The sequence below is a fragment of the Stenotrophomonas sp. SKA14 genome (genome assembly GCF_000158575.1).
Classification (GTDB): Bacteria; Pseudomonadota; Gammaproteobacteria; order Xanthomonadales; family Xanthomonadaceae; genus Stenotrophomonas; species Stenotrophomonas forensis.
In genome coordinates this window covers 4,796,305-4,815,508 of sequence record NZ_DS999412.1, presented here as the reverse complement: position 1 = coordinate 4,815,508, position 19,204 = coordinate 4,796,305, and the positions used below count along the sequence as shown (strand labels likewise).

The following is a 19,204-nucleotide window of genomic DNA, read 5'->3' as shown; positions in this document are numbered from 1 at the left end:
TCCGACACCGCCCCACCCAACCCACAGACGACCCAGAGCCGCTCTGGCATTTGACGTTGCTTCGGCAGGTGCAGGGCGCAGCCCTGCCGAACCCCCCACTGCGGTAGGGTGGGCCGATGCCGCGCTGCAGCTTGGCGTCGCTGCATATTTGATTACACTTGAAACTTGTTTGCCCACGACTCCGGACACCCACCCATGAAGCTTGGTTCTTTGAAGGAAGGCGGCCGCGACGGCACCCTGATCGTCGTCTCGCGTGACCTGCGCCACGGCGTGCGCGCCACCGGCATTGCCGCCACCCTGCAGCAGGCCCTGGAGGACTGGAGCCACATCGCGCCGCGCCTGAACGCCCTGTACGAATCGCTCAACGCTGGCGACGCCGACGGCGTGTTCGACCTTGACCCGCAGGCGCTGGCCGCGCCGATGCCGCGCGCCTATGAATTCGTCGATGGCAGCGCCTATCTGCCGCATGTCGAGCGCGTGCGCCGTGCCCGTGGCGCCGAGGTGCCGGAGAGCTTCTACACCGATCCGCTGATGTACCAGGCCACCAGCGCAGGCTTCTACGGCCCGCGTGATGCGGTCAAGGTGGTCAGCGAGGACTACGGCATCGACCTGGAAGCGGAGATCGTAGTCATCACCGACGACGTGCCGATGGCGGCAACGCCGGAGCAGGCGGCGGGCCATATCCAGCTGGTCGGCCTGGTCAACGACGTTTCGCTGCGCAACCTGATTCCGGGCGAGCTGGCCAAGGGCTTCGGCTTCCTGCAGTCCAAGCCGCGTTCGACGCTGTCGCCGGTGTTCGTCACCCCCGATGAGCTGGGCGCCGCCTGGCAGGACAGCAAGGTGCACCTGCCGCTGCTGACCCATATCAACGACCAGTGGTTCGGCGCGCCGGAAGCGGGCGTGGACATGCAGTTCAACTTCGCCCAGCTGGTCGCGCATGCGGCCAAGACCCGTCCGCTCGGCGCCGGCACCATCGTCGGCTCGGGCACGATCGCCAACGAGGACACCAGCAAGGGCGCCTCGTGCTTTGCCGAGCAGCGCGTGGTCGAGACCCTTCGCGACGGCAAGCCGAGCACGCCGTTCATGTCCTTTGGTGACGTGGTCCGTATCGAGATGCTCGATGCCGCCGGCAACAGCATCTTCGGTGCGATCGAGCAGCGCATCGAGCAGGCGGCCAAGCCCTGAGCATGGAGGCGGCAATGGAGATCCCGGTCGACGACGGCATCGTGCTGTACACCTACTGGCGATCCAGCGCCGCCTACCGCGTGCGCATCGCGCTCGAGCTGAAGGGCCTGGCCTGGGACGCACGGCCGGTGCACCTGGTGCGCGAGGGCGGCGAGCAGCACCTCGACGCCTATCGCGCGCTGAATCCGCAGCAGCTGGTGCCCACCCTGCTGCATGACGGGCACACGCTGACCCAGTCGTTGGCGATCGTCGAGTATCTGGACGAGCGCTTCCCGCAGGTGCCGCTGCTGCCGGCCGACGCCGCCGGCCGCGCGCGGGTGCGTGCGCTGGCCCAGCTGGTGGCCTGTGATATCCATCCGATCAACAACCTGCGGGTGATGCAGTACCTGGAGCGCAGCCTGCAGCTGCCAGCCGACGCCCGCACGCAGTGGACCCTGCACTGGATCGCCGAGGGCCTGGCCGCCATGGAAGCGATGCTGGCCAGCAGCCGCGACACCGGCACCTTCTGCCACGGCGACCGCCCGGGCCTGGCTGACCTCTGCCTGCTGCCGCAGTTGTACAACGCCCACCGTTTCGGCCTGGACCTGACGCCGTACCCGACCCTGCGCCGTATCGAGGCAGCGTGCCAGGCGTTGGATGCCTTCGACCGCGCCCGCCCGGAAAACCAACCCGACGCCGCCTGACGGAAAAGGGGACGGAGGGGATTAAGCCGTTTGTGCCACAAACGCCTTAATCCCCTCCGTCCCCTTTTTGCTGCAATCGGGCCAGGTCATCGCGGAACAACCGATAGGCCGCCTCGCGGCGTACGTCATCGCCCTGCCGCAGCACCCACGCCGGGTGCACGGTGGCGTAGCTTTGGGTGCCGTCCTCCAGCGTGTGCCAGCGTCCACGGTCCCGCGACAGGTTGAAATCGCGGCCGAACACGGAGGCTGCCGCGGTTGCGCCCAGGCAGACGATGACCTGCGGCCGCACCCGCGCGATCTCGCCCATCAGCCACGGCCGGCAGGCCTGGATGTGGCGGCTTTCCGGACGCTTGTGCAGCCGGATCTTGCCGCGGCGCTCATGGTGGAAGTGCTTCACCGCGTTGGTGAGGTACAACGTGGCGCGATCGATACCCAGCTCGGCCAGGGCGCGGTCCAGCAGCTGCCCGGCCGGACCGGCGAACGGCAGGCCACGCAGATCCTCGGTATCACCGGGCTGCTCGCCGATCACCATCACCCGTGCATCGGCCGGCCCCTGGCCAAACACCGTCTGCGTAGCGGTCTCCCACAACGGGCACTGGCGGCAGGCGCTGGCCTGTTGCCGCAGATTCTGCAGGCTGCGGGTATCGGTGGAGGATGTCGCGGAGTCTTCACGCATGGGAATCCTGCGCTGCGGCGCCTGTGACGGCCGATCGTGCATTTCCTGCACGCGATCGCCCGCATCGCGTACCAGGCGCGGCAGCAGCTGCGCCTCGGGCAGGTGCCGCCAGTACTTGGCCGGCATCTCCTGCATCATCATCCGTGTATTGAGCCGTGCCGGATTGAAGATGCTGGCGTAGTAGGTCTGCCACAGCGCCTCTCGCGCGTCCACGGCCGGGGCGTCCTCACGCCGTGCCCCTGCGCCGAAGGCAAGCGCCTGCCCGTCCCATGCGACGCTGCGCGACGGCGTCAGGATCGCCCAGCGCATGCCGGTGAAGCGGCGCGCGAAAAACGGTGCCACCCGATCGACGATGTGGTGCTGGGGTTCGAACCACGCGATGAACGCCTCGGGCTGGCCGGGTACCTCGCGGAAACGGACGAACGCCTTCATCTTGTGCGTGTCACGGCGGACGGCCTGGGCCAGTGCCATCGCACGCAGCACATCGGCATCGGCGGGGTTGGTCAGCACCGCGCGCTCGCCATGGGTGATCCGCCACAGCAGCCGATACAGCAGTGACAGGCGCTGCGGCTCGCTATGGCACAGGCAGGTGGCGGCCAGGTCGAGGAATTCGCGCGGGACGTTGGGAGCGGTTGCACCTGCCGCCACCGCTGCCTGCTGCACCGGCGGGGCATCCAGCAGCGAGGCTTCGCTGCCTTCGAGCCAGTCCAGCTGCTCAGGCGACACGCCGCGCAGCAACGCATCACGCGCCCCGTCGCGCCAAGCCTGCAGCGACCACGCCGGGTCCACCCGCTGTGACCAGCGCTGCGCGTCAGGTTGCCGGCGGTGCATCGAACAGCGATCCCTGGCGCGGAGGCGGGGCCAGCTGCGCACGCAGCGCGGCCGGATCATCCAGCGCCTTGCGCGGGTGATGGTCGGCCAGCAGCACGAACGGCAGCAGTTTGCTCATCGGCGCCTTCAGGCGGGCGATGTCGGCCACGCGCAGGCGCCCATGGCGGCGGGCCATCAGCACGCGCTTGGTATTGCGCACCCCCAGCCCGGGCACCCGCAGCAGCATTTCCTTCGGTGCACGGTTCAGGTCGACCGGAAAGCGCTCGGGATGGCGGATCGCCCAGGCCATCTTCGGATCGATATCCAGATCGAGCATTCCGCCCTGCGTGGTGTCGGTGATCTCGTCCACGCCGTAGCCATAGAAGCGCAACAGCCAGTCGGCCTGGTACAGCCGGTGCTCGCGCTGCAGCGGTGGGGGCTGCAACGGCAGCTGGCGGCTGGCATCGGGAATCGGGCTGAACGCGGAGTAGTAGACCCGGCGCATGCGGTAGGTGCCGTACAGGCTGTCGGCGCTGGTCAGGATCTGCTGGTCACTGGCGCCATCGGCACCGACGATCATCTGTGTGCTCTGGCCTGCCGGTGCGAAACGCGGCGGCTTCGGCCGCGCGCTGCGGGTGACTGCCGGTGCCAGCACGGCCGGTGCCTTGCGCGCCTCCCTGGCCTCCTCGATCCGCCAGCGCAGCTCGCCCATCGCACCGCGGATCGAGTGCACGGTCTTCTCCGGCGCCAGTGCACTCAGCCCGGCCTCGGTGGGCAGCTCCACGTTGATGGACAGGCGGTCGGCGTGGCGCCCGGCACTGGCCAGCAGTTCGGGCGAGGCTTCGGGAATCGTCTTGAGGTGGATGTAGCCGGCAAAGCGGTGCTCCTCGCGCAGCCGCCGGGCGACCTCCACCATCTGTTCCATCGTGTAATCGGCATTGCGGATGATGCCGCTGGAGAGGAACAGCCCTTCGATGTAGTTGCGCTTGTAGAAATCCAGGGTGAGCGTGACCACCTCGTCCACGCTGAAACGCGCGCGGGCCACATTGCTGGAAACGCGGTTCACGCAGTAGGCGCAGTCGTAGATGCAGAAGTTGGTCAGCAGGATCTTCAGCAGCGATACGCAGCGGCCATCCGGCGTATAGCTGTGGCAGATGCCCATGCCTTCGGTACTGCCGATGCCGCCGCTGGCACGCGAGTCGCGCTTTCCCGAGCCACTTGAGGCGCAGGACGCATCGTATTTGGCAGCATCGGCCAGGATGGCCAGCTTGCGGATGGTTTCCATTGCGGAAACCTACGGATGGGCGGTCTCATTGGATGAGACCGCCCCTGAACTCTTCAGAAAAACGGGACGGAGGGGTCAGAAGCCGTGGGTGATGCTGGGTGCGCCGGCCGAGAAATCCGCGTACGGGTCGTGCTCGCCGCTGCTGCCCTCGGACAGGCGGAACTTCAGGGCAAGCCCATCGCGCGAGTCGGCCGCGCGCAGCGCTTCCTCCTGATCGATGACCCCCGCCTTGGCCAGCCGGAACAGGCACTGGTCGAAGCTCTCCATACCTTCTTCCAGCGAGCCTTCCATCGCCGCCTTGATCTCGTGCACCTGGCCGCGACGCAGCAGGTCGCGGATCATCGGCGTGTTGATCAGCACCTCGGTGGCCGGCAGGCGGCGACCCTCCTTGTTCTTCACCAGGCGCTGGCTGATCACCGCACGCAGGTTCAGCGCCAGGTTCATCAGCACGTTCTTGTGCGCGCTTTCCGGGAAGAAGTTGAGGATGCGCTCGATGGTCTGGTCGGCATTGTTGGAGTGCAGGGTAGCCAGGCACAGGTGGCCGGTCTCGGCGAAGGCGATCGCCGCCTCCATCGTTTCCGCATCCAGGATCTCGCCGATCAGGATCACGTCCGGCGCTTCACGCATGGCGTTCTTCAACGCGTTGTGGAAGGCATGGGTGTCCAGCCCGACCTCGCGCTGGTTGACGATCGACATCTTGTGCTTGTGCAGGTACTCGATCGGGTCCTCGATGGTGAGGATGTGCCCGGTGGTGGTGCTGTTGCGGTGGTCGATCATCGACGCCAGCGAGGTGGACTTGCCGGAACCGGTGGACCCCACCACCAGCACCAGCCCGCGCGGGGTCATGATGACGTCCTTCAGCACCTGCGGCAGGTTCAGCTCCTCGATGCTCGGAATCCGGCTGCGGATGGCGCGGATGACCATGCCGACCTCGCCCCGCTGCTTGAACACGTTGACGCGGAAGCGCCCGGCATCGGGCAGGGCGATGGCCATGTTGAGCTCCAGGTCGCGCTCGAACTGCGGCACCTGGCCTTCGTCCATCAGCGAGTAGGCGATCTTCTTGACCATGCCCGGCGGCAGGCCGGTATTGCCCAGCGGATAGAGCTTCCCCTCGATCTTGATGTAGACCGGTGCCCCGGTGGTCAGAAACATGTCCGAAGCGTTCTTTTCGGTCATCAGCTTCAGGAAGTAGCCGATATCCATTGCGAATTTTCCCCAACGAAACGGCCGACGCCCGTTGCCAGCACGGTGTCGGCTTGACGACAATGGCCGTGAACCGACAACCGGTACGGCCTCCCCAATGAAACGACTTAGCTTCGCACGAATGCGCCATGGCCTGTATGTGATGGCGTTTGCATTCGCACTGTCTGCCCCCGCCTGGGCGCAGGACGCCGCACTGGAACTGGCGCAGGCCCGACAGGCGGTGGACAAGGCCACCCAGGCCGATGCCGACCAATACGCCCCGGACCTGATCGGGCTGGCCCGACAGGGACTGGAGCAGGCCCAGCGAGCCGCCGGCGACCGCCGCGAACGCAAGAACGCCCCGGCGATGGCCCTGCGCGCCGCCGCCGATGCCGACCTGGCCCGCGCCCGCAGCGAGGAAGCCACCGTCACCGCACAGCTGCAGCTGCGTCGCAACGAGGTCAACCAGCTGCAACGCCAGCTGTCGACCGGGGAGGATCGCCGGTGAAGCCGATGACCGCCGCAACCCTGGCCGCGCTGCTGGCGCTGCCGACCCTGGCCGTGGCCGCCGAGAACCCGGTGGTGGCGCAGCTGAGCCAGCGCCTGATGGCCATCCAGGCCAACCCCGACACCGCTGAGCTGGGTGCCTTCGAGCGCATGCAGGCCCAGCAGGCCATCGCCACACTGGACAAGGCCAAGCGCCGCGACCAGGAACTGGCGACCTATCTGGCCGAGCGCCGGGTCGAGATCGCTGAAACCGCCGTGCGCACCGCACTGGCCGCGCGTGAGGTCGACCGCCTGGAGCGCACCCGCGGCGACCTGCTGATCGAGGCCAGCCGCCGTGATGCCGCCCGTGCCCGCCAGGAGGCCGAACAGCTGCGCATGCAGGCGCAGATGCAGGCCGAGGAGGCCGAGCGCCTGCGCCAGGCGGCCGAGGCCGAGACCCTGGCCCGCCAGGATGCCGAGAACGCCCTGACCAGCGTGGCCGGCAAGCAGCAGCAGCGGCTCAGCGCCGCCCAGCAGAACGCCGCCAAGCTGGCCCGCGAGGAAGCCGAGCTGGTGTCCGGGCAGAAGCTGCCGGGCTCGAAGTTCGATGGCCGCGGTGAAGTCTTCACCTTCAATGGTGACGCGTTCGCCGCCGGTGCCTCCAGCCTGTCCAGTGGCGCCCGCAACCAGGCCAAGGCACTGGCCGAATACCTGAACATCGGCAAGAAGGGCCGCCTGCGCATCGAGGCCTATGACACCGCCAACGGCGTGGGCCAGAAGCGTGCCGAGGCGCTGCGTGACGCCCTGGTCGCGGCCGGTGTCGCCAGCAACCGGATCCAGGTCAGCGGCAAGAAGGCGGCCTCCACCAAGGCGCGCTCGGCCGAGGTCATCGTCGCTCCGTAATCCATTGATATTGTTTGTTTTTCGTTGTGATGAGCATTCAGCCTGAACCCCGCCCCGGCGGGGTTCGGTCTTTTTGCCGCAGGGGTCTTGTACCCCGCCTTGAGCAGGCGTAGGGTCAATCGTCCGGGACGCAATGCCGCGGACCGGACGATGGGAGGGCCGGGCCGATGCAAGCAGGGCGCGAACCGCAGCAGATCGACGTGCGCAGGCCAGTGCCGCAGGTCGTTGCAGGCGTCCAGGTGGCCATCGACCGGCGCTCCTCCATGAACAACGCCCCGTGCCTTGCGGCCGGGGCGTTCGTGTATCTGTCGAAGGAGGTCCATCATGTTTGAAGATCAGCCCCAGAGCGAGATCGACGCACGTCGCGCGCGTGATCCGGAGTTCAGGGCACTCCATGACCAGCACCGCAAGTTGAACAAGAAGTGCATGGACGCGGAGTTGGGCGTACTCCCGATCGATGATGTCACCCTGGGTCGCATGAAGCGCGAGAAGCTGCTGGCCAAGCAACGACTTCTGCGAATGTACGAAACACCGCTCCCGATGACGTCCCCCACGCTTTGACGCACCCCGTCGCGCCCGGAACGGCGTGACCCCGGCCAGTGATGGCCCGCCGGGCGCTCCTGCCCCGGCATCGCGGCACCGCCGATGAGGTGGCCGCGCCAAGGCACCACAGGCGGTGGTGCCTTGGCCTGCAGGCACAACTCACCGATGCGGGCGGTACCGGTCTCCTCGTCGATCCGGGGCCGCCCGCATCTCTTTCAGGGCGTGCGTCCGGGTAGGCCGATTCCGACCTGACATTCAACGCCATCCGGCGGATAATCATCGGTCCTGCCCCGTGCGGCGCGAACCGACAGTCCCCGAATGCCCATCCATTCTTCCGTCCTCGAACTCATCGGCCAGACCCCGATCGTCAAGGCCCAGCGCCTGGACACCGGCGTCTGCGAGCTCTATCTGAAGCTCGAGAGCGCCAACCCGGGCGGATCGATCAAGGATCGCATCGGCCTGTCGATGATCGAGGCGGCGGAACAGCGTGGGGACCTGAAGCCGGGCGCGACCCTGGTCGAGGGCACCGCCGGCAACACCGGCCTGGGCCTGGCGCTGGTCGCCCAGCAGAAGGGCTATAAGCTGATCCTGGTCGTTCCCGACAAGATGAGCCGCGAGAAGATCTTCAACCTGAAGGCGATGGGTGCAGAAGTGCGCCTGACCCGCTCGGACGTGGCCAAGGGCCACCCCGAGTACTACCAGGATCTGGCCAAGACCATCGCCGAGCAGACCCCGGGCGCCTATTTCATCAACCAGTTCGGCAACCCGGACAACCCGGCCGCGCACGAGTTCGGCACCGGCCCGGAGATCCTCGAGCAGATGGGCGGCGATCTGGACGCCATCGTGTTCGGCTGCGGCAGCTCCGGCACCATGACCGGCCTGTCGCGCGCGTTCGCCAAACTGTCGCCGAAGACCGAACTGGTGCTGGCCGATCCGGTCGGCTCGATCCTGGCCGAGTACATCAATGAGGGCAACCTCAACGACAAGTCGGGCAGCTGGCTGGTCGAAGGCATCGGCGAGGACTTCCTGCCGTCGATCTCCGATTTCAGCCGTGTCACCAAGGCCTATGCCATCAGCGACGCCGAGAGCTTCCACACCGCGCGCGAGCTGCTGGGCAAGGAAGGCATCCTGGGTGGCTCGTCCACCGGCACCCTGCTGGCCGCCGGCCTGAAGTACTGCCGCGAGCAGACCACGCCGAAGAAGGTGCTGGTGCTGGTGCCGGACACCGGCAACAAATACCTGTCGAAGATGTACAACGACTACTGGATGCTGGACAACGGCTTCCTGCAGCGCCCGCAGCACGGCGACCTGCGTGACCTGATCCTGCGCCCCTACGGCCAGCGCGACACCGTGGTGATCGGCCCGAACGACCTGCTGACCACCGCCTACCAGCGCATGAAGCTGTACGACGTCTCCCAGCTGCCGGTGATGGACGGCGATCAGCTGGTCGGCATCGTCGACGAAAGCGACGTGCTGCTGCACGTCTATGGCGATGAAGCGCGCTTCCGCGACACCGTCGCCACCGCGATGGTCAGCAAGCTGGACCGGCTGGACGTGAAGTCGCCAATCGAGGCCCTGCTGCCAGTGTTCGACCGCGGCCAGGTGGCGATCGTGATGGACGGCAACAGCTTCCTGGGCCTGATCACCCGCATCGACCTGCTGAACTATCTGCGCCGTCGCGTGCAGTAAGCCGAAGATCCCTGTAGATCGTCACAGATCGCCACTGAATTCCGGTTTATCTGCGTCAAAGGTCGTTAAGGCCTCGCTGGTAGACTCCCGATCCTTTGACGGCGCCGCAGGTCGGCGCCATTCAGGAAACGACATGTCCCACTCCTCTTCGCCCGACCGGGCACTGGCCCTGGCCACCCTGGCCATCCACGGCGGCCAGTCGCCGGACCCGAGCACCGGCGCGGTGATGCCGCCGATCTACGCCACCTCGACCTATGCCCAGTCCAGCCCGGGCGAGCACCAGGGCTTCGAGTATTCGCGTACCCACAACCCGACCCGATTTGCCTACGAGCGTTGCGTGGCGTCGCTGGAAGGCGGCACCCGCGGCTTCGCCTTCGCTTCGGGCATGGCGGCCAGCTCCACCGTGATCGAACTGCTGGATGCCGGCAGCCACGTGGTGGCGATGGATGACATCTACGGCGGCAGCTTCCGCCTGTTCGAGCGCGTGCGCCGGCGCACCGCCGGGCTGGATTTCAGCTTTGTCGACCTGACCGATCTGGCTGCGTTCGAGGCATCGATCACGTCGAAGACGAAGATGGTCTGGATCGAGACCCCGACCAACCCGATGCTGAAGATCGTCGACATCGCGGCGGTCGCCGCCATCGCCAAGCGCCATGGCCTGATCGTGGTGGTGGACAACACCTTCGCCTCGCCGATGCTGCAGCGCCCGCTGGAACTGGGTGCCGATCTGGTCCTGCATTCGGCCACCAAGTACCTCAATGGCCACTCGGACATGGTCGGTGGCATGGTCGTGGTGGGCGACAACGCCGAACTGGCCGAGCAGATGGCCTTCCTGCAGAACTCGGTGGGGGGCGTGCAGGGCCCGTTCGACAGCTTCCTGGCCCTGCGTGGCCTGAAAACCCTGCCGCTGCGCATGAAGGCGCACTGTGCCAACGCGCTGGCGCTGGCGCAGTGGCTGGAAAAGCACCCGGCGGTGGAGAAGGTGATCTACCCGGGGCTGCCGTCGCATCCGCAGCACGAACTCGCCGGCAAGCAGATGGCCGGCTACGGCGGCATCGTCTCGATCGTGCTCAAGGGCGGTTTCGAGGCGGCCAAGCGTTTCTGCGAGAAGACCGAGCTGTTCACCCTGGCCGAGTCGCTGGGCGGCGTGGAGAGCCTGGTCAACCACCCGGCGGTGATGACGCATGCCTCGATCCCGGTCGCGCGCCGCGAACAGCTGGGCATCAGTGACGCGCTGGTGCGGTTGAGCGTGGGTGTTGAAGAGCTGGGGGATCTGCAGGTGGATCTGGAAAGGGCACTGGCGCCGGTGGGCGGGACTTCAAGGAACGGACGTTGAACAACCGGAATGCCAGGGAATCGGCTTCGCCGCTCGCGCTCGCGCGCAGCGTGGCCCGCAATCGTGACCTGCTCAAGGGCTTGGTCGCGCGTGAAGTGGTGGGGCGCTACCGCGGATCGGTGATGGGCCTGCTGTGGTCCTTCTTCAACCCGATCCTGATGCTGGCCGTCTACACCTTCGTCTTCAGCTACGTATTCAAGGCCCGCTGGAGCGGCGGCGACGGTTCCAAGACCGAGTTCGCGCTGGTCCTGTTCGCCGGCCTCATGGTCTTTAACATGTTCGCCGAATGCTGCAACCGGGCCCCGCTGCTGGTGACTGGCAACGCAGGCTACGTGAAGAAGGTGGTGTTCCCGCTGGAAATCCTGCCGATCGTGTCTCTTGGTTCGAGCCTGTTCCACCTGCTGGTGAGCCTGGTGGTGTGGTTGGTCTTCTACGCCGTGTTCGTCGGCATGCCGCCGGCCACAGCGCTGTTCCTGCCGCTGGCGGTGCTGCCTCTGGTGCTGATGACGCTGGGCTTCTCGTGGGTGCTGGCCTCGCTGGGCGTGTACTTGCGCGACGTGGCTCAGGTGATCGGCGTGGTCACCCTGGTTCTGATGTACCTGTCGCCTATCTTCTATCCAGTCTCGATCATGCCCGAACAGTACCGCCCCTTCATGAACATCAGTCCGCTCACCTCCACCGTCGAGCAGGTGCGCAACGTGCTGATGTGGGGCAAGGGCCTGGATTGGGGCACATGGTCGATCTCCATGGCCGTGGGCGTTATGCTGGCCTGGCTGGGCTTTGCGTGGTTCCAGAAGACGCGCAGGGGGTTCGCCGATGTCCTCTGAACCGGCCATCACCGTCTCGGGCATCTCCAAGTGCTTCGAGATGTACAACTCGCCGCGCGACCGCCTGCGCCAGTTCTTCGCGCCCAAGGGACGCAAGTACTACAAGGAATTCTGGGCGCTCGACGATGTCTCCTTCAGCGTGGCACCGGGGGAGACTATTGGCATCCTCGGCCGCAACGGCGGCGGCAAAAGTACGTTGCTGCAGATCATCGCCGGCACCCTTTCGCCAACACGTGGCGAAGTGACGGTCAATGGCCTGCTGGCCGCACTGCTGGAACTGGGCTCTGGCTTCAACCCGGATTTCACCGGCCGCGAAAACGTCTACCTCAATGGCGCGGTGCTAGGCTTCACTCGCGAGCAGATGGAAGATCGCTTCGCGGCGATCGAAGCCTTCGCCGATATCGGCGAACACATCGACCAGCCAGTGCGCACCTACTCCAGCGGCATGTACGTGCGGCTGGCGTTCGCGGTGCAGGCCTGCGTGGAACCTCAGGTGCTGATCGTCGACGAAGCGCTGTCGGTCGGTGACGAGAAGTTCCAGCGCAAGTGCTATGACTACATCGAAGGCCTGCGCGCCAAGGGCTGCGCGATTCTGATCGTCACCCACGCCACCTCCACGGTGGAGAAGTTCTGCCAGCGCGCCGTGCTGCTGCACAAGGGGCGCCTGCACGGCATCGGTGAGGCCAATGCGATCATCGACCAGTACCACGCGCTGTTGTACTCGGATGAGAAGGCATACCTGCGCTATGTCAACTCCGAGGCCGCTGAGGCTGCCGCAACTGCAGCGCAAAGCGTGGCCCTGCCTCAGATCATCGAGCCGGTCATTGACGTTCCGGTAACGCAGGAGGTGCTCGGCGAGGTGGCCGATCCGCTGGTTGTCGATGAGCTGGCAGATGCCGAAGCCATAGGGATGGAGCCCATCGCGGAGATTGCCCCTCCCGACGCTACGGCCGTGGTGCTGGCCACTGAAGGCGAGGGCAGGCTGCGCGCCTACATTGAGAACTGGGCTGCGCTTGATGCAGCCGGAGAGCGCTGCGAAGTTTTCATGACCGGCGAGCGGGTCACGTTGGTGGCCCGCGTCAGGGCCTTTGACGAAATCGAAGAAATGCAGTTCGGCCTGCTCCTGCGCACTGTTGAAGGTGTTTCCGCATTTGGCAGCAGTACCATGTACCACCAGGCCAACTTGATTGGAGTACACGCAGGTGAGACATGTGAAGTCCGATTCAATATTGATCTGGCGCTGTGCGAGGGGACATATTTTGTCACCTTGGCGTTGGCAGAGGCGATCAGCCACGCCGATATGGCCTATCTGGACCGCAAGACCGACGTGATCATCCTGAAGGTGCGGGCGCCGCGCGCGAAGGGAACTGGCATTGCCGCACTTCCGGTGGATGTGAGCTTTACCCGGCTTGGCTGAGATTGCGCAGCCTGCTCCACACCGCCCGCATCGGAGATCAAATGGAAAAGTCATTGCTGCTTGTCACCGAGGCTTTCGAGCTTGGCGGTGTCGAAACCTACATCCGCTGTGAGATTGAGCAGTTGGTGCGACAAGGGTGGCGGGTCCATTTCGCATGTGGACGGCGCTTCTCATCTGCAATACTGCCGAGCGGTCTTGCATCGGCAACGACCGGGCTGCCACTTGGGCCTGAGGCGTCCATCAGCGACTTCTTGGATGCCGTCGACCAACTGGTCGATCTGGTCCGGCGTGAGGGGGTGTCGGTGATCCACGCTCACCCGTTCACGTCGCTGGTGCCGGCGATGGCGGCATCGTCGGTCCTGGGCATTCCGTGCGTGGCGACACTCCACGGTCCCAGTTCAGTGTCAGGCAGCTACGGAGCTGCGTATGACTTCATGATGGCGTCGCTGGTGCTTCCCTCCGCCAGCCACGTATCGGCTGTTTCGGGCGAGGTCGCCGCCTTGGCGGAGCCCTATGTTGTGTCGGGACGGCTGTCCGTTCTTCCCAATGCCGTGCCTGCCGTCATAGCAAGCACCAGCCAGGAGCGCAGTGACCGTTGGCTGGCCGTATCACGACTGGATCCGGCCAAGGCAGAGGGCGTCATTCACTTCGCGCGTTCGGCCGCGGAAATTGGATTGCCGGGTGTTGATATCTGTGGCGATGGCGTGGCCATCACCAGGGTGAAGGAGGCACTTGCCGACCTGATCGAGAGCGGATTCGTCAGGCTGCTTGGCCCGTCGGCAGATGCTTCCTCCCTGATGCAGGCTTACGCCGGTGTCGCTGGCATGGGCCGAGTGGCGCTGGAAGGCGTTGCAGCAGGGGTGCCGGTAGTGCTGGTTGGCTACGATGGGGTGAAAGGGCTGCTCGGCCCGGAGTTGTACGCGGACGCCGTGCACACCAATCTCTCCGGTCGCGGGCTTGGAACCGTGAGTTCCGCCGAACTGGGTGCCCAGCTCCAGCGTCGTGATGCCCAGGATACTGCGGCATTCTCGCGCCAGCTGCTCGTCGACCATGATGCCGTTGCGCTATGGGAGCGGTTTGCCAGGAGCCTGCCGGAACTGCTCCCCGCACGCTCGGTGATCTTGGAAGCCTACGTGGTGCAGCTGCGTGCCATGTACCCCGACTCGGATGCGTCCGCTTACTGGTCGCGTGAAGTGATGGACGCGATGTCTCGCGTCGTCGCGTCCCCATTGGTCATGGGTACTCCCATCGTCCCGGCGTTCACCATCTTTTCCCAGGCATTTACGCGTTCCATTGTCGAGCAGCAGGGCATCGCGACGCGCCACAGCGTCGAGCAGATTTCTGCGCCCGCTATTGAGATTGCGCGGAGCGACGCGCTTCTTACCGAGATGCAGGACTGGATGGCGCGGCTGGATGCCCGGCTCGGGAGTCTTGCCGAGGCCGGCGGCGCTGCCGACTCCTCGCTCCGCCTGGCCCTGGGACGGGAGATGCAGCGTGCGCTCGATCTGCTCAGGCCCGACGTTGCAGGGCTTGCGGATGAACTGCATGAGATGGAGAGCCGGGTATCGGCCGGCTACCGGCAGACGCTCGAACTGGAGGTCCAGCGTGCATTGGATGTCCTTCGGCCCGATATGCGGGAAATGAACAACCAGCTGCACGACGTTGCCGCTAGAATGGCGGCCGATCATCGGCACGAGTCCACTCGCATCCGTGAAGCGATGCATGTCGGTGCGGGCCGCCTGATGGATGGCCTGCGCGAGCATATTGTTGCAGAAATCGAGGCGATTCATCGTCATCAAAGCCAGGTTTCGAACGATCTGCGGGTAGAGCTGCGCGCCGAATTCGAAACGCTGCGGCAAGCCGCACGGCACGAATCACAGATACACACCGAACTTGTTGGGCGGGAGATGTCAGCGATACGCGACACCATCCGTCAGCAGACTATTGCGAGTACGGGCGAATTCCGCCGCGAGTCTCGCTTGGCTTTCAATGAAGCAATCAGGGGTATTGAAGTAAACATGGAACAAGCGATCAAGGGAATGGAAACCTCCATCCGGCAGGATCTTGCCAACGTCGCTGGGGGCATGGATCTGCATGCGGCGATGAATCGGGATATTACCGAGCTGCATCAGCGTGTGCTGGATCTGGAGCAGGAACTCGTCGAGGTGTACGGCAGCTCCTCCTGGGTGCTCACGCGCCCCATCCGTGTTCTCAAGCGTCTGATCCTCGAGCCACGGGCGACATGGCACCTGATCCGTCAGGCCATCGTCAGCGACTCCACCGGTGACGGCACTGCTGGCGTGCCCGCGCGGCGCTCCGGACGCCTGAGCCGGGCGTGGAACTTCATCCGCCGTTCGGCACGCACCGGCCGTATTGATCCTGCCGACAAGGCGCGCCTGATCGGCATGATCCGGTCCAACTACAACACCGTGTTGACCACCCTGAAGATCGAGGTGCCACGCCCTGCGCTTGCCGAGCCGGTGCTGGAGGACGTGTTCGTGTGGGCGGTGATCGACTGGCATTTCCGCATGCAGCGTCCCCAGCATCTGGCTGCTGCGATGGCCGGCAAGGGGCACCGTGTCTTCTACATCTCCAACAACTTCGCGGACTCTGCCGAGCCCGGTTTCACCGTCGAGGCACTGGATACGGAAGGACGGCTGTTCCAGGTCAATCTCAACCTGGCCGGCTCACCGCAGATCTACTTCGATGTTGCGACTGGCGAACAGGTCCAGGCTCTCCAGGCCAGCATGGGCGAATTGCTGCGCTGGACGGGTAGCACGCGTTCCATCTCGCTGGTGCAGCACCCGTTCTGGCTGCAGCCTGCACAGAGCCTGCCCAACATGCGCCTGGTGTATGACTGCATGGATCACCACGGTGGCTTCGAGGACAACGCGGAGAGCGTTCTGGCCGGCGAACGCGCACTGGTGGAGAGCGCAGACCTGCTGATCGTCACGTCGCAGTGGCTGTATGAAGAGATGCAGGACAAATCGTCCAATATCGCCATGATCCGCAATGCGACCGAGTACGAACACTTCTGCGAGCGTCCGGAGCAGGTGTTCGTCGATGCCGCTGGCCGCCGGATCATCGGTTACTACGGTGCAATTGCCGAATGGTTCGACGTGGAGCTGGTGCGCCGTGTTGCCGAGGATCATCCGCAGGACCTGATCTTGCTGGTCGGGCGCGATACCGCAGGCGCTGCTGAACGGCTCACCGGCGTTGCCAACGTACAGTTTGTGGGTGAGGTGCCGTACAAGGAGCTGCCCTACTGGCTGCATGCGTTTGATGTCTGCCTGTTGCCGTTCCGGGTGATCCCGCTGACCTTGGCCACCAATCCGGTGAAGGTGTACGAGTACCTGAGCGCAGGCAAGCCCACGGTGTCGGTGGATTTGCCGGAAATGTCGCAGTTCGAAGGGCTGGTCCGGCTCGCAACGGCGCCGGCCCAGTTCTCCGAGCAGGTTTCGCTGGCCCTCCAGCCCGCTGACATGCATACCGATGCGGTGCATGCGCGGCAGCGCTTCGCACGGCAGCAGACGTGGGCGCATCGCGCTGTCGACCTGGATGCGGCGCTTGTGCAGATCGAGGAACCGAGGGTCAGCGTCATTGTGCTGTGCTACAACAATCTCGAATTCACCCAGGCCTGCCTGCACAGCCTGGACCTTTACAGCGACTACCCGAATCTGGAGATCATTGCAGTCGACAACGCCTCAAGCGACGGTACGCCGGAGTTCCTTGCCGACTGGGCAGCCGGTGCGGAGAATCGAATCTTCATCCGCAACGATTCCAACCTGGGCTTCTCGGCCGGCAACAATGTCGGTCTGAGCGCGGCCACGGGAGAGTATCTTGTGGTGCTCAACAACGATACCTATGTCACTCCTGGCTGGGTCCGCGGCATGGTTCGTCATCTGAAGCGCAATCCTGAAGCAGGGTTGATCGGGCCGGTGACCAACAACATCGGCAATGAAGCACGTATCGAGATCCACTACGCGACGATGGATGAGATGATCGAGCGCGCAAGCGAGCATACCCGCCGTCATCCTGGCATGGCCTTCGAGCTCACCACCGCGGCATTCTTCTGTGTGATGATGACGCGCAAAGCGTACGAGCGTGTCGGGCCGATGGACGAGAACTTCGGAGTTGGTTTCTTCGAAGACGATGACTACTGCCGTCGGCTGTCACTGGAAGGCTTCAGCATCCTCTGTGCCGATGATGTGTTCGTGCATCACCATCTTTCGGCGAGCTTCAACAAGCTCAAGAGCGATGCCAAACAGGTGTTGTTCGAAAAGAACAAGGCCATCTATGAGGCGAAATGGGGGCCGTGGGTGCCGCACGTATACCGCGAACGTGACCGCCACTAACCCGGGTGCCTGAGTGGATGCCCGCTCCTGCGTGACGCGGAGCGGACATCCACCGTGTCAGATGCGGCGTACCCGTTCCACGATGCGGGCAGACGCCTTCCCGTCCCCGTAAGGATTATGGGCCCGTGACATCTCCGCATAGGCGGCCGGGTCGTCAAGCAGGCGCGTTGCCTCTGCGACAATCCGCTGTGCATCAGTGCCTACCAGGCGCACTGTACCGGCATCCACCGCTTCCGGACGCTCGGTGGTGTCGCGCATCACCAAGACCGGCTTGCCCAGTGAGGGCGCTTCTTCCTGCACGCCACCTGAGTCGGTGATGATCAGGCTGGCGCGCGACATCAGGTACACGAACGGCAGATAATCCTGCGGGTCGATCAGGACCACATTGTCGGCGCCTGCCAGAATCCGGTTTACCGGCTCCTGTACATTCGGATTCAGGTGGACGGGGTATACAACCTGCACGTCACCCCGTTGGGCCAATGCCTTCAACGCATGGCATATCTGTTCAAATCCGTCGCCGAAGTTCTCGCGGCGGTGTCCGGTGACCAGCACCAGCCGGCGGGTCGGATCCAGGAAGGGCAACTGCTCGCCCAGACGGCTGGCCAGGGCGTCATCGCTTTCGATGCGCTCCACCACGTCCAGCAGGGCATCGATGACCGTGTTGCCGGTGATCTCGATGACATCATCCTGGATGCCTTCCCGAGCCAGATTCGCCCGCGACCGCTCCGTGGGTGCGAAATGCAGGCTGCTCAGCGGTGCGGTGAGGCAGCGGTTGGCTTCTTCCGGCCAAGGAGCCCAGATGTCGCCGGTGCGAAGGCCTGCTTCCACGTGACCAACTTTGACCTTGTTGTAGAACGCGGCGAGCGCGGTAGCCAGCGTGGTCGACGTATCGCCATGTACCAGGACGATATCGGGTGCGTGGCGTGCGATGACGTCGCTCATCCCGGTGAGGATGCGGGCGAAGAGTCCAGACAGGGTCTGGCCAGGCTGCATGACGTCCAGGTCCTCGTCCGGCACGATTCCGAACAGGTCAAGTACCTGGTCAAGCATCTGCCGGTGTTGGGCGGTGACTGCCACGACCACGTCCATGGTGCCATCTCTTTCGAATGCTTCCACCACCGGTGCCATTTTGATGGCCTCGGGGCGGGTGCCGAAGGCAACCAGCACTTTCTTGCGTTGTTCCGTCATATCGGCGAATTCAGCCATTCCTCGGGTCGAACTGCATTCTAGCGTTTCGCGGTCGGCGTGGCGTCGCCAGCCTGAACAAGCCGGCATGAATGAAACCAAAGAAAAAGGGGCCTTTCGGCCCCTTCTTCGTGACAACCCGGTTCAGTCACTCGATGACGAAATCGACCTTCTCACTGGTCAGCAGTTCGCCATTTTCGCCGATCCGGATTTCCAGCGGGTAGGTACCCGGCGTGGCGAGCAGCGATGCCGGCAGCGTGCCTGTGGCGGTGACACCGGAAACCGCAGCATTTTCAAGCTGTTGGCCATTCAGCCACAGCGATGCCTGGTAACCTTCCAGCGAACGGTCAGCCGTAGCCCACACATCCACGCGCGCGTCGGATGCCGTCGAAGCCTTGGCGGTGGTCGGGCCATAGCCCACGATCTTCAAGCCGGTCAGGGCGTCGATAGGCTTTGCTGCGGGCGTAGCCGCCTCCGCGACAGGTGCAGAGGCTTCGGCCTTGGCGGCCTCGCTTTCAGCGTTCTGCGGCGGTGAACAGGCGGCCAGCGCCAAGGTGCCGGCAATGGCGGCGACGAACATCCAGTGCGTCTTGCGAGTGATGCTCATAAGTCCTGAATTTGGTTTTTAGTGAGTAACCGGGG

Annotated in this window: 15 protein-coding genes; 10 read left to right on the top strand and 5 right to left on the bottom strand. The window is 64.7% G+C overall.

Going from position 1 to position 19,204, the window contains the following annotated elements:
• The first annotated feature begins 195 nt into the window (after positions 1 to 195).
• Together SSKA14_RS22035 and maiA are read left to right on the top strand one after the other, a co-directional pair.
• The gene (locus SSKA14_RS22035; RefSeq protein ID WP_008266812.1) at positions 196 to 1,185 is read left to right on the top strand and encodes a fumarylacetoacetate hydrolase family protein; all 990 of its coding nucleotides are present in this window, start codon (positions 196 to 198) and stop codon (positions 1,183 to 1,185) included.
• A gap of 14 nt (positions 1,186 to 1,199) precedes the next feature.
• Entirely contained in the window at positions 1,200 to 1,868 is a 669-nt protein-coding gene (gene maiA / locus SSKA14_RS22030) for a maleylacetoacetate isomerase (protein WP_040009015.1), read from the top strand.
• A 46-nt stretch (positions 1,869 to 1,914) separates the two neighbouring features.
• Here the strand turns inward: maiA and SSKA14_RS22025 are convergent, their stop codons facing one another.
• The 3 genes from SSKA14_RS22025 to SSKA14_RS22015 form a co-directional block, all read right to left on the bottom strand.
• Positions 1,915 to 3,375 carry a UdgX family uracil-DNA binding protein gene (locus SSKA14_RS22025; protein WP_040009013.1) on the bottom strand — a complete coding sequence of 487 codons (1,461 nt, stop codon included), beginning with the start codon at positions 3,373 to 3,375 and terminating at the stop codon, positions 1,915 to 1,917.
• On the bottom strand, positions 3,356 to 4,639 hold the full coding sequence (locus SSKA14_RS22020; protein ID WP_008268823.1) for a putative DNA modification/repair radical SAM protein: 1,284 nt from the start codon (positions 4,637 to 4,639) through the stop codon (positions 3,356 to 3,358). Before SSKA14_RS22020 ends, SSKA14_RS22025 begins: the two co-directional genes overlap by 20 nt.
• 75 nt (positions 4,640 to 4,714) lie before the next feature.
• Complete coding sequence (locus SSKA14_RS22015; RefSeq protein WP_008267697.1) at positions 4,715 to 5,842, bottom strand: PilT/PilU family type 4a pilus ATPase; 1,128 nt, start codon at positions 5,840 to 5,842, stop codon at positions 4,715 to 4,717.
• Positions 5,843 to 5,963: 121 nt separating this feature from the next.
• Between SSKA14_RS22015 and SSKA14_RS22010 the strand changes: the two genes are divergently transcribed.
• The 8 genes from SSKA14_RS22010 (at position 5,964) to SSKA14_RS23635 (ending at position 17,377) form a co-directional block, all read left to right on the top strand.
• Positions 5,964 to 6,329: a DUF4398 domain-containing protein gene (locus SSKA14_RS22010; RefSeq protein ID WP_008264627.1), complete on the top strand. Its 366-nt coding sequence runs from the start codon at positions 5,964 to 5,966 to the stop codon at positions 6,327 to 6,329.
• Positions 6,326 to 7,210, top strand: coding sequence for an OmpA family protein (locus tag SSKA14_RS22005; protein ID WP_008267007.1), 885 nt, complete (start codon positions 6,326 to 6,328; stop codon positions 7,208 to 7,210). The genes SSKA14_RS22010 and SSKA14_RS22005 overlap by 4 nt, the downstream gene beginning before the upstream one ends.
• A 324-nt stretch (positions 7,211 to 7,534) precedes the next feature.
• On the top strand, positions 7,535 to 7,771 hold the full coding sequence (locus tag SSKA14_RS22000; protein WP_004154075.1) for a YdcH family protein: 237 nt from the start codon (positions 7,535 to 7,537) through the stop codon (positions 7,769 to 7,771).
• Between the two features lie 300 nt (positions 7,772 to 8,071).
• Positions 8,072 to 9,442 carry a pyridoxal-phosphate dependent enzyme gene (locus SSKA14_RS21995; protein ID WP_004154078.1) on the top strand — a complete coding sequence of 457 codons (1,371 nt, stop codon included), beginning with the start codon at positions 8,072 to 8,074 and terminating at the stop codon, positions 9,440 to 9,442.
• A gap of 133 nt (positions 9,443 to 9,575) precedes the next feature.
• Positions 9,576 to 10,778: a cystathionine gamma-synthase gene (locus SSKA14_RS21990; RefSeq protein WP_008264498.1), complete on the top strand. Its 1,203-nt coding sequence runs from the start codon at positions 9,576 to 9,578 to the stop codon at positions 10,776 to 10,778.
• Positions 10,775 to 11,605, top strand: coding sequence for an ABC transporter permease (locus SSKA14_RS21985; protein WP_040009008.1), 831 nt, complete (start codon positions 10,775 to 10,777; stop codon positions 11,603 to 11,605). Before SSKA14_RS21990 ends, SSKA14_RS21985 begins: the two co-directional genes overlap by 4 nt.
• Positions 11,595 to 13,022, top strand: coding sequence for an ABC transporter ATP-binding protein (locus tag SSKA14_RS21980; RefSeq protein ID WP_008266472.1), 1,428 nt, complete (start codon positions 11,595 to 11,597; stop codon positions 13,020 to 13,022). The genes SSKA14_RS21985 and SSKA14_RS21980 overlap by 11 nt, the downstream gene beginning before the upstream one ends.
• A gap of 41 nt (positions 13,023 to 13,063) precedes the next feature.
• Positions 13,064 to 17,377, top strand: a complete 4,314-nt coding sequence (locus tag SSKA14_RS23635; RefSeq protein WP_083797420.1) for a glycosyltransferase — start codon at positions 13,064 to 13,066, stop codon at positions 17,375 to 17,377.
• 57 nt (positions 17,378 to 17,434) lie between these two features.
• Here SSKA14_RS23635 and wecB read toward each other — a convergent pair whose 3' ends face one another.
• The gene (wecB, locus tag SSKA14_RS21970; RefSeq protein WP_269724183.1) at positions 17,435 to 18,583 is read right to left on the bottom strand and encodes a UDP-N-acetylglucosamine 2-epimerase (non-hydrolyzing); all 1,149 of its coding nucleotides are present in this window, start codon (positions 18,581 to 18,583) and stop codon (positions 17,435 to 17,437) included.
• Between the two features lie 127 nt (positions 18,584 to 18,710).
• The gene (locus SSKA14_RS21965) at positions 18,711 to 19,142 is read right to left on the bottom strand and encodes a hypothetical protein (protein WP_008266741.1); all 432 of its coding nucleotides are present in this window, start codon (positions 19,140 to 19,142) and stop codon (positions 18,711 to 18,713) included.
• Between the last annotated feature and the right edge of the window lie 62 nt (positions 19,143 to 19,204).